Origin of the sequence: Acinetobacter sp. D009 (genome assembly GCF_038562025.1) — a bacterium.
In the GTDB taxonomy this organism is placed as follows: domain Bacteria; phylum Pseudomonadota; class Gammaproteobacteria; order Pseudomonadales; family Moraxellaceae; genus Acinetobacter; species Acinetobacter pittii.
This window is the reverse complement of record NZ_CP151886.1, coordinates 1,754,548-1,769,813: the sequence shown is the minus strand read 5'-3', so window position 1 is coordinate 1,769,813 and position 15,266 is coordinate 1,754,548. Positions and strand designations below refer to the sequence as shown.

General features: G+C 39.9%; 16 protein-coding genes. 3 read left to right on the top strand and 13 right to left on the bottom strand.

The genetic code is table 11. The features are described from left to right. Positions 1-29 precede the first annotated feature (29 nt). The 10 genes from feaR to AAC388_RS08340 form a co-directional block, all read right to left on the bottom strand. Positions 30-944, bottom strand: a complete 915-nt coding sequence (feaR, locus tag AAC388_RS08385) for a transcriptional regulator FeaR (RefSeq protein ID WP_001077875.1) — start codon at positions 942-944, stop codon at positions 30-32. Positions 945-1,142: 198 nt separating this feature from the next. Continuing rightward, complete coding sequence (locus AAC388_RS08380; protein WP_081399139.1) at positions 1,143-2,099, bottom strand: p-hydroxyphenylacetate 3-hydroxylase reductase component; 957 nt, start codon at positions 2,097-2,099, stop codon at positions 1,143-1,145. A gap of 45 nt (positions 2,100-2,144) precedes the next feature. Further along, a complete protein-coding gene (locus tag AAC388_RS08375; RefSeq protein ID WP_202732334.1) occupies positions 2,145-3,098 on the bottom strand; it encodes a PDR/VanB family oxidoreductase in 954 nt (317 codons plus the stop codon). A gap of 34 nt (positions 3,099-3,132) precedes the next feature. Further along, positions 3,133-3,870, bottom strand: coding sequence for an SDR family oxidoreductase (locus tag AAC388_RS08370; protein WP_017481026.1), 738 nt, complete (start codon positions 3,868-3,870; stop codon positions 3,133-3,135). Between the two features lie 10 nt (positions 3,871-3,880). Beyond that, complete coding sequence (locus tag AAC388_RS08365) at positions 3,881-4,366, bottom strand: aromatic-ring-hydroxylating dioxygenase subunit beta (RefSeq protein ID WP_017481025.1); 486 nt, start codon at positions 4,364-4,366, stop codon at positions 3,881-3,883. A gap of 10 nt (positions 4,367-4,376) precedes the next feature. Further along, a complete protein-coding gene (locus AAC388_RS08360) occupies positions 4,377-5,654 on the bottom strand; it encodes an aromatic ring-hydroxylating dioxygenase subunit alpha (protein ID WP_005069110.1) in 1,278 nt (425 codons plus the stop codon). A 29-nt stretch (positions 5,655-5,683) separates the two neighbouring features. Continuing rightward, positions 5,684-6,217, bottom strand: coding sequence for a nuclear transport factor 2 family protein (locus AAC388_RS08355; protein ID WP_342371481.1), 534 nt, complete (start codon positions 6,215-6,217; stop codon positions 5,684-5,686). Positions 6,218-6,221: 4 nt separating this feature from the next. Beyond that, positions 6,222-6,581 (bottom strand): hypothetical protein, encoded by a 360-nt coding sequence (locus AAC388_RS08350; protein ID WP_000387554.1) that lies wholly within the window; start codon positions 6,579-6,581, stop codon positions 6,222-6,224. Positions 6,582-6,609: 28 nt separating this feature from the next. Next, positions 6,610-7,758, bottom strand: a complete 1,149-nt coding sequence (locus AAC388_RS08345; RefSeq protein ID WP_086611577.1) for an acyl-CoA dehydrogenase family protein — start codon at positions 7,756-7,758, stop codon at positions 6,610-6,612. Between the two features lie 36 nt (positions 7,759-7,794). Further along, positions 7,795-8,904, bottom strand: a complete 1,110-nt coding sequence (locus AAC388_RS08340; protein WP_342371480.1) for an amidase — start codon at positions 8,902-8,904, stop codon at positions 7,795-7,797. A 149-nt stretch (positions 8,905-9,053) separates the two neighbouring features. Here AAC388_RS08340 and AAC388_RS08335 point away from each other — a divergent pair, with 149 nt between their 5' ends. The 3 genes from AAC388_RS08335 (at position 9,054) to AAC388_RS08325 (ending at position 12,636) form a co-directional block, all read left to right on the top strand. Then, positions 9,054-9,521, top strand: coding sequence for a MarR family winged helix-turn-helix transcriptional regulator (locus tag AAC388_RS08335; protein ID WP_044100134.1), 468 nt, complete (start codon positions 9,054-9,056; stop codon positions 9,519-9,521). A 399-nt stretch (positions 9,522-9,920) separates the two neighbouring features. After that, positions 9,921-11,270 (top strand): MFS transporter, encoded by a 1,350-nt coding sequence (locus AAC388_RS08330; protein WP_046813124.1) that lies wholly within the window; start codon positions 9,921-9,923, stop codon positions 11,268-11,270. Between the two features lie 109 nt (positions 11,271-11,379). Beyond that, positions 11,380-12,636, top strand: a complete 1,257-nt coding sequence (locus tag AAC388_RS08325) for an OprD family outer membrane porin (protein ID WP_342371479.1) — start codon at positions 11,380-11,382, stop codon at positions 12,634-12,636. Between the two features lie 35 nt (positions 12,637-12,671). Here the strand turns inward: AAC388_RS08325 and AAC388_RS08320 are convergent, their stop codons facing one another. Genes AAC388_RS08320 through AAC388_RS08310 form a run of 3 tightly spaced genes read right to left on the bottom strand, consistent with a single transcriptional unit; the run spans position 12,672 to position 15,247 of the window. Continuing rightward, positions 12,672-13,415, bottom strand: a complete 744-nt coding sequence (locus tag AAC388_RS08320; protein WP_342371478.1) for an SDR family oxidoreductase — start codon at positions 13,413-13,415, stop codon at positions 12,672-12,674. Between the two features lie 15 nt (positions 13,416-13,430). Further along, positions 13,431-14,129 carry a histidine phosphatase family protein gene (locus AAC388_RS08315; RefSeq protein WP_233735377.1) on the bottom strand — a complete coding sequence of 233 codons (699 nt, stop codon included), beginning with the start codon at positions 14,127-14,129 and terminating at the stop codon, positions 13,431-13,433. Further along, positions 14,126-15,247: a phosphotransferase family protein gene (locus AAC388_RS08310; RefSeq protein ID WP_342371477.1), complete on the bottom strand. Its 1,122-nt coding sequence runs from the start codon at positions 15,245-15,247 to the stop codon at positions 14,126-14,128. Before AAC388_RS08310 ends, AAC388_RS08315 begins: the two co-directional genes overlap by 4 nt. Positions 15,248-15,266 lie beyond the last annotated feature (19 nt).

Sequence of the window (15,266 nt, the reverse complement as noted above, 5' to 3'; positions counted from 1 at the left end):
TCTAAAAATGACATTGAGAGATGAAAGATTTAAACTGGCATACCCTCTCTAAATTCTTTAGGAGAGATACCATAGGTCTTTTTAAAGATCTTTGAAAAATGAGCACCGTCCCAGAATCCCCACTTCAAGGCAATTTGGGTAATCGAACTCTGTTTGTTCTTTTTATCAAGCAAATCCGCTTTGACTTTTTCTAGGCGTTTGAGCTGTATATATTTGTTAATAGATAAATTTTCTTGAAGAAATAAACGGTAGAGATGACGTAGCGATACCCCAATATGCTCTGCAATTAATTTAGGGGTTAAATCTGGTTTTGCTAAGTTTTCTATAATGTATCGCTCGGCTTTTTCCATTAGATTGTTAGAGCTATTTATATTTTTATAATTGATTGTAGGTTTGATTAAGGCGATCAGCGCATCTTCAAAAGCATTGCCATCCTCGGTTGCGTACCAAAGTTTGATGTTTTCAGCAGACATATTTTTCAAAATATTCTTGAGTAAAAAACCACTCATATTTTGCGTAATGAGCTTTCCAAAATATTCGGTACTAATATTTTCTTTCAGTAATTTTTCACGCGACAGGTGCACTGAAATCTGGCTTACCAAACCTTGCGGGTACATCGAAATTGTTTCGACTGGGTCGACCAAGACAATATCGCCTTCATTTAGGCTTAAGGTTTCATTTTTATATTCGAGCAACATTTTTCCCGAATACTGCAAAATCAAAAAACAAAAACGATTATTCACTCGATCTATTTCATCAGCTTTTCGGACAATTTTATTGGCATTGTTTTTGATAAAAGCAATTTCGGTATCGCCCAATAAAAAGCACTGAACTTCACCAATGAATAAATTACGGGTTCCGTCAAAATCGGTTTCAAAATTGCCGCACACACTTTTAATATGGTGCGTCCATGTGAGTAATGCATCGCTTACATATTGGTTCATCCCTTACCTCTCTATACATGTGCCACCGCTCAAAATTTTGCGTTTGTGGTGGTGCACTGTCTTGGCTTATTTGCAATCTTGTTTTATTGATAAACAAATTGTGTGCCAAAAATTCCTTATCCTTGGAATTGTTTTGCTGATAGTCAGCTAGATGTAAAGAAGCTGATAAATCCATTCAATTTATCAGCTTAATGGGACTTATGCTACTCCTGCAAAATCTCGCAGCATGGTAATAAAAATATCCTTTTGTTCCTCAGAATACTTTTTAAATACCTCATTTTGATGGCTATCGGCAATATCAAACAAATACTGCGCCGTTTGTTTACCTTTCTCGGTTAGTGCATACAAATTATCGTGATCAACCAATAAGCCTTCAAATTTTAGAATTTCAGCTGATCTTTCAACTTCTTGCATTGGCATAGCAATATCACGCGGTAAATCTTCCTTACTTGAAGCAGTACCACTGGCTAAAACCAGTAAAAGACGTGATTCACTGGTACGGAAACCAGAAGCCATTTGCTTAGGAATATAGTCGGTTTGATAAGCTTTAAAAGCACGGCTCATCAAATAGCAGACATTATTATATAAGTGCCCATAATGTGTTTGGTCTACGCCGTTCTGTTCAGTTTGCTTAACTTGAAGGCTCGGATGCGGCATGACACAAGAATATGCACCTTGATGGTAAACCAACGGGCTTCGCCCTTGGTCATGGAAACGAACCACTTTGCCAACAATAATCCAGTGGTCACCACCTTCAATCACTTGATAACGTTCGCACTCAAACACCGCAGAACAATTTTCTAAAATGGGTGCACGTCCTGCACCGAGTTGAAAATTTGTGTCTGCAAATTTATCAATATTTCGTCTCGAAAACTTATTAGACAGCTCAATTTGCGTACCCGATAAAATATTGACAGCAAAATGTGTGGCTTGTTCAAACACCGAAAAACTTGAAGACTTTTTATCAATACTCCACAAAATAAGCGGTGGATCGAGTGACACCGAGTTAAAACTATTTGCAGTGACTCCTACTTTTTCACCTTGTGCATTTTGTGCAGTAACAATGGTAACGCCTGTTGCAAAATTTCCTAATGCCCGTCGGAACTGTAGTGGATCGACCGTAAACTCATCTATTTGTTGTAATACATTCATCATCTTTCTCCTAAACCTTCTCATACATCCATATAAATCGCGAGAGCATTAGATATCTAAAACTAATCTCGATGTTTTAGAGCGTGAACAGCACACCAATATTTGCTCATTGCTGGCCTTTTCTTCGTCAGTAAAGTAAACATCTCGATGATCAGGTTCACCTTCAATTACATCGCACATGCAGGTTCCGCATACGCCTTGTTCGCAAGACATCTCAATCTCGATGCCTTCTTTCGCCAAAGCCTGCAAAATGGTTTCGCCAGCTTCAACCATAATGATTTTTCCACTACGCTCAGCCACCACCTCAAATGAATCTCCAGAAGTATCAGTTTCAACTTGGAAATATTCTTTGTGGATTTGCTGTTCAGGAAAATCGTGAGTTGTGGCGAGGTTAATTACCCAGTCCATAAAACCGACTGGACCACAGGTGTAAATATGGCTCTCTAGGTCAATATCTTTAATGGCAGATTCAAAAAATGCTCGGTGGCTTGCACCTTCCGATTTAAAATGAAAAGTTGTGTGTTTTGCTAACTCACCATTTTTAATTTCATCAACAAAAGCACATTTTTCAGGGCTAGCGCCGCAGTAGTGAAGCTCGAACGATGCACCTTCGTGTGCAAGTTGATAGGCCATCGTGATTAACGGCGTAATCCCGATTCCACCGCCAATCAATACACTGTGTTTGGCTTTTAAAAGTGGAAATAAATTTTTTGGCTCACTGACCTGAATTTGCATGCCATCTTTAATTTCATCAAAAGCCGAGACTGAGCCACCACGTGATTCAGGGTCACGTAAAATTCCGAGACGAAACTTACCTTCGTCATTTGGATTTTGGCAAAGTGAATATTGGCGCACCATGCCATTTGGTAAGTGCACGTCAATATGCGCACCCGCTTCAACTTTTGGCAAGGTTGTAGAAGTTGCAGATTCAAATTCCATGACTGCAATATTTCCACCTTCCACATGGCGATTTTTAACGACAACATCATAAAGTGTAGTCATGATTCAACTCCCTTTTCATGCGTAGCCTATTGGCTTAACGCATGAATAAACCACCGTTAATATCCCATGTTGCACCAGTCACAAACCCCGCATTTGGACTCGCAAGCAACCCACAAGTTTCAGCAATAAAGTGCATACTTCCTAAGGCTTTAACCGGAATATTCTGGATGAACTGTTCCATTTTTTCGTCTGGCACCACGCTATGAACGATTGGAGATTCCATTGGTCCCGGTGCAACTGCATTAACCGTCACCCCTTTTGCCGCAAACTCTTTGGCAAAAATTTTGGTTAACGTCACAATCGCGCCTTTGGTTGCCGCATAGTGTGCACCTGTTGCAGTACCACCGTTTTGTCCTGCTAACGACGCCATATTAATGATGCGTCCATAGCCTTTTTTAGCCATATATTGGCCAATAATTTGGCAAGCCTGAAAGGTGCCGCGTTGGTTGACTTGGGTCACCCAATCAAAATCAGCTGCGGTAATTTCTAATACTGGCGTTGCTTTGGTGACGGTGGCATTGTTAATTAACACATCAAGTTTAGAAAATTTCTCTTCAATCCATTGCACCGCTGCATAAAAATCTGCCTCAACTGAAATATCTAATTTCAAGGGAAACATATTTTGGGCATACTGACTTTGTGCCTTGGCATTTTTGGCTTTTTCAAGTGTACTCGCTGACAAAATCACTTGATGGCCTTGACTCGCAAAATATTCAGCAATGACATTACCGAGTCCAGAAGCAGCACCTGTCACTAAAACAACCTGTTTCATGTTACCGCTCCTAAAGAATGTAGCTAATACCAGCTAAGGTATCGGTTGAGTTAACCAAGTTAATGATTTTACGGTTAATCTTGAAACCAGTATCAGCATCACGAGTTAGATGGTACGTAATATCGGCTGTGTAATGCTTGAGGTTTTCTTTACGGAATTCACGTAAGTTTTGAGCACAGCGTAAAACGATTTCATCATCTTGGTCTTGAATAACACGTACACGAGAAACACTACGTACCGTATTTGCTTTAGGCGCTGTAGAAATTGCTTCACCATTTTCAAGACGCTGTACACGTAAAGTACGCATATGATTATCGTCATAGGCATAATTTAAGTTGTTTTCGTAGTCAGTGAGGTTTGGGTCAATTGGAATGATATAGACACCTTTTTCATTCCATAAATTGAGCCATTCACGATATTCGCTGTGGTCTAACATATCTGCTTCAGCCCAGATGAAAGCAGTGACTTCATTTAATAATTGCAGATTCATATTCATTGCTCTCTCCTTAAGCCGTCATCATCTTTTTCCACTGCTGGTATGCTGCACGCATACCTGTTTCAGCACTGACATCACTTTTTAAGCCATCTTCGGTTTTGACTTCGCCCGGTAAACCGCGGTTGAGCATAATCCATAAATCATTACCCGCATTGGCGCCGTGTTGTACGCGCTCCCAAGCTTCGGAGTCATCTGGTGTGCCAAAACCAAATGGACCTTGAAAATGCTCATGCAAACGTAAGCGATATTGATTGGCAATTTGCGGGCCACCATCCATGGTAATCACCGAGTGATGAATTTCTGTTTCAGCAACTGAAATTGGCTGTAACACACGGAAGAACGCCATTGAACATGCAATATTCGGGAATAAATTTAAGTTAAAGCCAGAACCACCAACTGCTCGAACAATACGGCGTACTTCTAATTCTTCATGGCCTTCGTCGCGCAAAGCTTGAGCCAAGTCTTCAAAGCGCTCTTGAATTGGACGTTCCATGAGCTCTTCGTCTAAATCAACCAGTTCAGGAATCATCACCATAACACTGTGACCATTACCTAAGTCTTCAACAAAGCCCGGCTGATTTTCGAAGTTAAAGAGTTCTTCTGTTTTTTCATCAACAGAACTTAAGAATGACTTGTGCACTAATGGAAAGTGATATGCATCGGTGGTATTTTCAAGCTGGATTTTCCAGTTACCCGGGAAGCGGAAACGGTGTTCGCCCAACACTTTAATTGGATAACCCGCACCTTGTTTCATAAACAGGTCAATCCATTTTTTCGCAGGCCCAAGGAACTCTTCAAGCGGTTGAATGTCTTCTTTAAATGAAGCGAAGATCATGCCGTTATATTCTTCTACACGTAGACTCACCAGTGGTAATTCTGATTTATCTAAGCAATCACCGTAGCTTTCCGGAGATGGCACACCACGTAAACTACCATCAAGTGCATAACTCCAACCGTGGTACGGGCATACAAAACTATTGGTTTTTCCTTTTTTATGTTCGCATACGGTTGCTGCACGGTGACGGCAACGGTTTAAAAGTACATGGACTTTCTTTTTACGGTCACGTACCACAACCACTGGCTGTTTACCGATGTTAATCGTTTTATAGCTTCCGCCTTCTGGAATTTCGCTGGCATGTGCGACCCACACCCAAGTGCTATAAAAGATTTTCTCCATTTCTTCATCAAAAATACGTTCATCTTTATAAAGAGAAGTATGAGCACGGTCACTTTGAACCAAAGCATCGTAATCAATGCCAATGTTATGCGTTGGGATAATACTGTTCATATCAATAGTCCTTTTAAATATGTCCTGGGTCATTCCTGGGAAGGTACCGGCAATTCAGCTTCACTGTGCCAATGCGATACGGGACGACTGAAAATATTCTGTGTTTGGAAATGTTTAATTTTCCATGTTCCATCTGCTTGCTTATGAAACTTCACCTTGAGCTTTGCCGCATTCAGATGACTACGGCCATCTTGAAAAGTTGAAGTTTGCAACATCAGCCAAGAAGCATTTGCATAGCCTTGGTTTACATAAATTTGTTCTGAATTGACAAAGTGTGCATTCATAACAAAGTGAGATTCTTTTTGGGTATAGCTTTTAAACATGTCGTAAATCGACTGCCAAGAATCATAACGACCAAAAGATTTGGCATATTTCTCGCCAATACCTTCCCAAATACAGTCTTGATCAAAAAGATTCATCAGCTCATCAAGGTCTGTATTTGCATTAAGCTCGTCACAGATCTCCATATAACGGTTCAGGCAGTTACGAATCGCGTTGTGCGCTTCTAACTGTTCTACCCGCTCTAAGATTTCTGCAATATTCACTTTGTCATTCATTGCCATCGCCTTAACGTTGGATAATCAATTCGCGCCCAACACGAGCTTCAACTTTGCAATATTTCCAAAGTTTGTATGGCCCTTCGCCCACCACGGTCGTTCTAAACAAGTTACAAGCGGCATGTACTGTTTCAATATCCGGAACATCTGCAAGCAAGTACGTAGTCCAAGGCCAACCTGCACTTGGGCCAACCATACTTTGGTCATCATCAAGATTTCCAAAAACATGTACGCCCGGTAAGTCATGAATGCCATTCCACATTTCACCAAACGCGGCCCAAACTGCTTTCGCTTCAGCAGGTTCTGCATCAAAAAAGTTTTGGTTAATACCCATGCAGAACAAAACGCGTAATGATTTTTTAGCTTCCATTTCAATATCCTTTTTAAAAAATTAAAACTTATAAATAACCTGGGGTTGGTTTTAACCCGAAACTGATTGAGCCTGCATTTTGTAAAGTTGCATCACCCATAAAGGCATGCTGAGTCACCACGTTGGTGTCATTCACAAAACGGCTAAATGGATTGTTGGTATAAATCGCTGTCATGCCCGCAAGCATTTGCATTTTTCGGGTGACTTTGGCGCAAACTCGCGCTGCATGGGTACATGCCAGACGCATGTCACTGATCTGTTCAGCTGTTGCTTCACGACCAGCAATAATTTCATTCCAAACAATGTCCATGGTTTGATAAAACCAAGATTTTGCAGCCTGAAACTCTGCATCAGCTTGAGCAAACTCATATTGAGTCACTGGACGGTTTGCAATTTCTGACCCGCCAGTAATGGATGCTTTACCCGGTGCCAATTTTTCAAATTCTTCTAATGCGGCAGCGGCAACTCCAATACCTACTACGGTTAATACTTGAGTTGCTAAAGACAGGGACGGATATTTAAAAAATGGCTCACTTAGTTTTGAAGGTTCACCACGTACAAAGGTCCATTTCTTTTCGACCAATACATCTTCGACCACCAAATCATGGCTTCCCGTACCTTTTAGGCCAACGGTGTCCCAAGTCATTTCAATTTTGGCTTTTTTCGCAGGCATCACTGCCATGCGTGGCAAGCCCTGCATTTCATTATTTTTAAGCGGTGAAATCCCCACACCAACAATGTCAGCTCCCATACAACCACTTGAGAATTTCCAACGTCCACGAACCACTACACCTTCATCGGTAATTTCAGCAGGTTGGGGGGGAAAAATACCTCCGGCAAACACCACATCTGGTCCGTTTTGATACAACTCTTCAAGCGTTTCTTCTGGCAAACTTCCTAAATAGGCAGGGCTCATACCGAAACTTGCCACCCAACCGACTGAACCATCAGCTTTAGATAAAGTTTCGATTAATTCGCAAAACTGCCGTGGAGACCATTCTTCACCGCCAAAACGTTTAGGCACCAAGGCACGATAAACACCAATCTGTTTAAGTTTTTCGATAATGTCTTGGCTCACGTAGGCCTGATTATCAAACTCACCTGCACAGGCACGCTCACGAATTTCTTGACACAAAGCATCTAAGTCAACTGCTTTGTCTTGAGAAGCAAACTCCATTTTAGACAACTTATTCATTATCTAACTCCTTGTAATTTATTGCATTGCATCAACACAAAATTTAGCTATAGCGCATAATTGCTCATCTTTTTGATGCTTTGATACGATCTGTAAGCCCACTGGTAAACCTTCACTGGTTTCAAGTGGCACTGAAATGGCTGGATGACCTGATAAATTAAATGGTCGAACTAAAGCTGTAAGATTCAAAAAAGCGACCGTGTTTTCAGCTTCAGAAACTTTTGGTGGAATTTGTGGAAGTGTCGGTAGAACCAATGCATCATATTTTTCTAATAAAGCATCGAGTTCTTGGGTCAGCTGTGCTCTCACAACTTCTGCTTGTTTCACTTGCTCTAGAGTTGTTGCGGCAGCTTTTAATAAACGACCATTTACATCAGAACCAATTAAGCCCGTTTGAGTTAATTCACCAAAAGCTTGCCAATTTTCATAATTAATAATCTGCATGCCTGCATCATAAGCCGCTTCAAAATGTTCAACTTTTTCTAAAACGGTCTCTAAATTCGCTTTTTGAAATGCTTGATAAATACAATTCCAAATAATCTCATCTGCTTTTACATCTAAAACAGCAATTTTTGGTGCACTAGTAAATTCAGTAGATTTAAAAGTTGGATCAATAATTTGCATGGCCTTTTCAATCATCTCGACTGAATTTGCAAAAGGACCAACGCAATCCAGAGAACTTGACGGCGGGTATACGCCTTTTCTGCTAACACGGCCAAAAGTCGGTTTTAAACCAAAAACTCCGCAGCACGCAGCGGGCATACGAATAGAGCCGCCAGTGTCTGTGCCTAAAGTAAAGTCAGCTTGTTTAGCAGCAACTGCCGCAGCCGAACCACTCGAAGAGCCACCTGGAATAAGTTCAGGATATTTAGGGTTGATGGGTGTACCAAAAGCATGGTTAATGCCTGTAATACCGAAAGCCAATTCGTGCAAATTTGTCTTGCCAATAATTTCGCAGTCAGCTTTCAAGATGTTTTTAACAACCTCGGCATCATCTTGAGCAGGTTCAACATTTAATAAAGCTCGACTTCCAGCAATGGTTTTTAGACCTTGAATATCAATTGTGTCCTTGACCATGACCTTGAGCTTGCCACTTCCTTTGTGCACGCTTTGGCTAACAATATTCATTCACTTTTCCATGTATTTTTATCTATTAATCAAAATATGGGAAAATTTAATGGAATTGTCAAGTATTTTTTATAATTTGTTCTCAAGGAAATATGCAAAATTTTGTTTATAATAGGATTACCCTTTTTTCACTAAGTTATTGCTTAGCTATGCTTGATCATTTAGAACAATTTCTTCCTAATAAAGAACCGTCGAGTATTCAAAATTTCCCTTTTTTTTGGGTTTCTCAAGTGAATGGAAAGTATTCACAACTGATTGAAAAATCAATAAAAAAGCTAGGTATTGATAATACACGCCGTAAAATTATTTTAAGCACTAATGCCCTTGGGGAAGCCAGTATTACCGACATTGCCAATCTTTCTACTTTAAAGTTAACGACGGCAACAAAAGCTGTATATCGCTTGGTAGAAGATGGAATTGTCGAGGTCTACTCTTCTACTTCTGATGAACGGATCTCGATGGTGAAATTAACGGCCAAAGGTATTGAGCTGGTTGAACAGATTAATCAAATTAGTGTGGTCACCTTGGCAGGCATCCTGAATGCTTTTTCAGAAGACGAGCTGCATACTTTAAATAACCAGTTAAAGAAATTATTTGACCTGATGCCATCCAGCTAAATATTTCTCATCATGATAAATTAGCTCTTTTAGAGCAGTTAAAATTTCTTTTTCTTTAGCTGCTCTTTTGTTAAAACAATAAAAATTAATAAAATCAAATTTTTATATAACAAATTTATCTATATATAATTACTTAACATACTTTTTAGGTATTCTAACATACTCAATAAGTAATGGAATTTTACATATAAAAAGAAAATAATAATTCCATGATCTTAAAAATCCCATTAACTCCTAATTGGGTTTAGACGCACTCTTCCGGTCTGTACGAGACCAAATTACTCATTTCTAGCCTATTTATTATTCTTATCTAAAAGGGGGAAATATCGAAAATTTTAGAGGAATAATAAAAGTTAGATATCAATTTCTTTAAGCGTTTTATACATAAGGATTAAGTGTATGAACCAAAGTAATATCGCTGTTGAAAGGACACAGAAGAAAAGCAATGCATATGCATGGTATGTGGTCATACTTTGTATGTTGGCATATATATTTTCATTTATTGACCGCCAAATTCTGGCGCTGATGATTGAACCCATCAAAGCAGATCTCCAACTTTCAGATACACAATTTAGCTTGTTACATGGCCTCGCCTTCTCACTGTTTTATGCGGTTATGGGTTTACCCTTAGCCTATATTGCTGACCGTTTTTCACGACCAAAATTAATTTCAATCGGGATTATTGTTTGGAGTCTGGCAACAGCAACTTGCGGTTTAAGTAAAAACTTTATTCAACTGTTCTTAAGCCGTATGGCGGTAGGTGTCGGTGAAGCGGCTTTATCTCCAGCGGCTTATTCAATGTTTAGCGACATGTTTAGTAAGGACAAACTGGGGCGTGCCGTCGGGATCTATTCAATTGGTGCTTTTTTAGGTGGAGGTATTGCCTTCTTAGTTGGCGGTTATGTCATTAACTTGCTTAAAGGCGTGACACTCATTGAAGTTCCACTATTAGGCGCACTCAAGGCATGGCAAATTGCCTTTTTAGTAGTGGGTTTACCCGGCATCATTATTGGTCTGCTATTTATTCTGACCGTTAAAGACCCTGCACGTAAAGGCCAACAGCTCAACCAAAATGGACAAGTTGACCAAGTCAAATTCTCACAATGTCTTCAGTTTATTAAAAAGCATTCGAAAACATTTGCATGTCATTATTTAGGTTTTACCTTTTATGCAATGGCACTCTACAGCCTAACTAGCTGGACACCTGCATTTTATATTCGAAAGTTTCAACTCGCGCCGACTGAAACAGGCTATATGCTCGGTACGATTCTGTTAGTCGCAAATACATTGGGCGTATTTTGTGCAGGCTGGCTAAATGACTGGTTTATTAAAAAAGGACGCCAAGATGCACCGATGTTCACGGGTGTGATTGGTATTGTTGGCCTGATTATTCCAATTGCATTTTTTACCCAAACAGATCAGCTTTGGCTTTCAGTTAGCTTACTGATTCCTGCAATGTTCTTTGCATCTTTCCCTTTAGTGATTTCAGCAACTGCTTTGCAGATGTTAGCACCTAACCAATTTAGAGCACGTCTTTCTGCCCTCTTCCTTTTAGTCAGTAACTTAATTGGACTCGGTATTGGTACAACACTGGTAGCCATTATCACAGATAAAGTTTTTGGTAGCCCATTAATGGTGGGTTCTTCTTTATCTATTGTGGGTGGTTTGTCTTGTGTACTGGCTTTAATTCTACTTTTTAAAGGCTGCAAATTCTTTAGTGAAAGCATGAAGCTTGAAAAATTAAATTAATAGGTCTCACCAATTGCAAAAATGTACTCTCTAACTAAACGCTTAGAGAGTACCGAAATATTCAAAATTACGTAGTGCCGAGGACTGGCTTACACTTGGGAAATGGATTATGGAATTATTTCACCGCTTTAAACCACACACTTTAGCTGTTGCCACTTTATTACTGATGTACAGCAACTCATGGGCTGCAAATCCAAATCAGCAGTCCGAAGATGAATGGAAGTTCACGCTAAAGAATGCCTATATCAACCGTGATTTTGATAATGATGCCTTAAAAGATACTGGTAGTTGGTCTCAGGCAGCATCATTATTTTATAAATCGAAAATGCATGACACCCCGTTAGTCATTGCAGACAAGCCAATCACGATTGGGGCTGATGCTTCTGTCCAATACGCCGTGCGCTTGAGTTCAGACAAACATGTTGCGGATACAGTTTTGCCTTTTAATAAAGAAACGCAATCTCAGGCTTCAGACTATCTAAAATACGGCGCGACTTTAAAGCTGGGTTATGACAAAACCCTTTTAAGTGTCGGTGAACTCTGGTTAGACCTGCCTGTAACGGCTGTGGATGCCAGCCGACAATTACTTGCCTCTTATTGGGGAACCAATCTTAAGTCTCAACTTTCAGATCAGCTCTATGCAGAAATTGGTCGAGTGGAAAAAGTCTCTCCACGTAATGAAGAAGATTTTAAAAAGTTTTCTTTTACAGCGAACGGCATTACCAAAGAATCTGATGGTTTAAATTACATAGATCTGCGCTATCAATTTACGCCGTCTTTAAAGGGCGAATACTACTTTGGTAATTTAGAAGATCTGTATAACAAACACTATGTAGGACTTGAACATACGTGGAAACAGCCAACTTTTGCCCTCACCTCTAAGTTTAAATACTTCAATGCAAAAGATGATGGCAATACCTTTGATATTGATGCGCAGAACATTGGATTACTTGAAACGGTTAAAGTAAAAAACCATACCTTTGGTTTAGGTTACCAACAGATTATTGGTGAATCGGCTTACCCATTACCAGATGGTTTTTTACCAGAGACGTATTTCATTAACTGGAACGCTACAGGCTTTTTTAAAGAGGATGAAAAGTCTTACCACGTCATGTATGGCTACGATTTTAAAGATTATGTACCGGGCCTAAATGCGATGGTGAAATATGTTTACGGACATGACTTTAAAGCAGCCAATGGTGAAAAAAACCACGAAACCGAGTCAAATGTGATTTTAAACTACGCATTTCAGCAACCGTTCCTAAAAGGCGTCGCTCTTCAATACATTCGTATTGATTACAATGTAAAACATGGCAATGACTTTGGTGAAGATCGCTTGTTTGTCAATTACACTAAAAAATTCTAAATAAAAAATACCCCCTAAACTTTAGGGGGTATTTTTTATCCTAATTTATTGACCAACTTTAATGGTAAAACCTTCATAGCAATACTCATTGGTAACCATGGCCACTGTGGCACATAAGCTTTTACAGGTTGTTTTTCGATAGCTTTTACTAAAGCTTTACATCCTGTTTTGGCGTCAACTTCAAAAGGTAAATGTTTAGCACCTTCATTCATTTCGGTACGGATGTAACCCGGGAAAATGGTTGAGACTTTAATTGGAGTATCTAGTAATTCAGCACGAATACCCTCGGCCAAGTGAGCAACTGCAGCTTTACTTGCCGCATAAGTCGATAAATGTTTTGGTAATCCGCGCATCGCACTCATGGATGACATCACCACCAAATGACCTGCATTTTGCTCTCTAAAAATTTCAGTCGCCGCCTCACACTGTGCTAAGGCAGAGATAAAGTTTGTTTCAGCTGTGGCTCTGTTAATTTCAAAATTACCTTTACCAATACGACGGCCATTGCCTACTCCGGCATTTACAATAATTCGGTCTAAATAGCCAAATTCTTGTTTAAAGGTACGAAATACTTCAAAAACCTGATCGTAATTAGTTACGTCCAAACTTTTCGCAATGACTTTAATACCGTACTGATTCTCAAGTTCCGTTTTTAAATCTTCCAATCTGTCTAAACGGCGTGCACAAATCGCCAAGTTATAACCTTTCGCTGCAAATTCATGCGCCATACCTGCGCCTAATCCAGAACTTGCGCCTGTAATTAAAATCGTCTTTGCCATGCTTTTATCCTTATTTTAAATCCATGTCAGTAAATCTGGACGCTTAGCTTTTATAAAATGATGTTCATTTAAACTTAAAACTTGAGCTTCATTTCCAACCAAACGCAAAGTCGTGAGGCTTGTATTCGCGATTGCCCAATTCAACGCAAAAGTTCGATTAGGGCTAAGTTCAAGCAATTTTCCGATTGCTACAGAAATCACACCACCAGAGGTAAAAACCACTGCATAGCGAGGTTTAGTTTTTGCTAACTCATCACAAAGTTGCTGCAATGCTGTTTCGACTCTTTCTTTAAAGTGTGGCCAAGACTCATCATACTCATGATGAAAATCGCCATCTGTCCATCGTCCAATGGCGCCTTCAAATATTTTGGCAAGATAAGCACGCGGGTTTTGTTCTTGTGCAACATCAGCTTTTAAAAGTTCAGGCTGTTCAAAACGCGGTTCATAGCGGGCAAAAACCTGCTGATGATTAAACTCATTCCATAAATTATTATGATGAATCATCGCATCTGGAAAGCATTCATTGAGTGCGAGCTTTGCAGTTTGCTCGTGGCGCTGCATAGTTCCTGCAACCACATACGGTTGTTCTTTTAATATTTGCTTAAAATATTGGCCTAATAAAGTCGCTTGAGCTTCACCATTTTCAGACAACTCATCATAATTACTTTTGCCAAATGATGCCTGCCCATGTCTTACCAGATAAATTGTGGTCATTTTCTTAAAATACCCTGTATTTTCTGTAGAGATTGCTGAGCAAATTCTGAGTCTTGCAGTTTTTGCTGCGCGATAAGTTTTAAAGCTCGAATATGTAGCGCATGAATGACAATCCAGAAATCTTTAAAAGCGGGGTTTCGGGTTTGTTTATGGTAATAACGATAATAGATTTGCTGGGCAATCACGGCTAAACGGAATACACCGAAGACTTCATAAAAAGCCCAGTTTTGAGGCTCCAGACCTGTTTTTTGCAAATAATAGTCAACGACTTCTTTGCGAGAGAACATTCCCTTTAAGTGAGTCGGCTGACGGCGTGTTGATCTAAAAATCATATTATCCGTTGGCTCAACCCAATAGGCCAAAGCACTGCCCAAATCCATTAATGGATCCCCCAAGGTCGCCATTTCCCAATCCAGCACCCCAATCACATCTGTTGGATGCTCTGGATCTAAAATCACATTATCAAAACGCCAATCATTGTGAATAATACAAGTCGTCGAGTCTTGAGGGATATTATCATTTAGCCATTTTCGGACATATTTAAATGAAGGAACGTTGATTGTGCGGACTTTTTCATAGCGCTTATCCCAACCTTCAACTTGTCTACGGCAATATCCCACACCTTTGCCTAGTTCAGCTAAAGGCGTGTTCTCATAAGGAACTTGATGTAGCTCAATCAGCTTATCAATAACATTTACACAAAGTTGATGAACATCTTCTTCATTAAAGCCAAGCTCAGGCGGTAATTTTGCACGAGGAATAATGCCTTCAATGCGTTCCATGACATAAAAATCACAGCCAATGATGGTTTCATCCTGACAAAGCGCTACCATTTTAGGAAGAACAGGATAATAAGGTGCAAGGTTTTTCTGCACCGTATATTCACGGGCCATATCGTGGGCCGACTTCGCTTTTGTTCCTTTTGGAGGGCGCCGTAAAATTAAATCGGTATTTTCATACTTTAAACGATAAGTCCAGTTCGAAGCCCCACCCGTATATTGAGTAACGACCGCTGGGCCAACCAACTCAACACCTTGGTTTTTTAACCAGTTTTCAACTGCCCCAATATCAAGTTCTTCACCTTCACGTACTTCACCGCCTACATCAATTACCGACATATATTCACTTCCTTTAAAC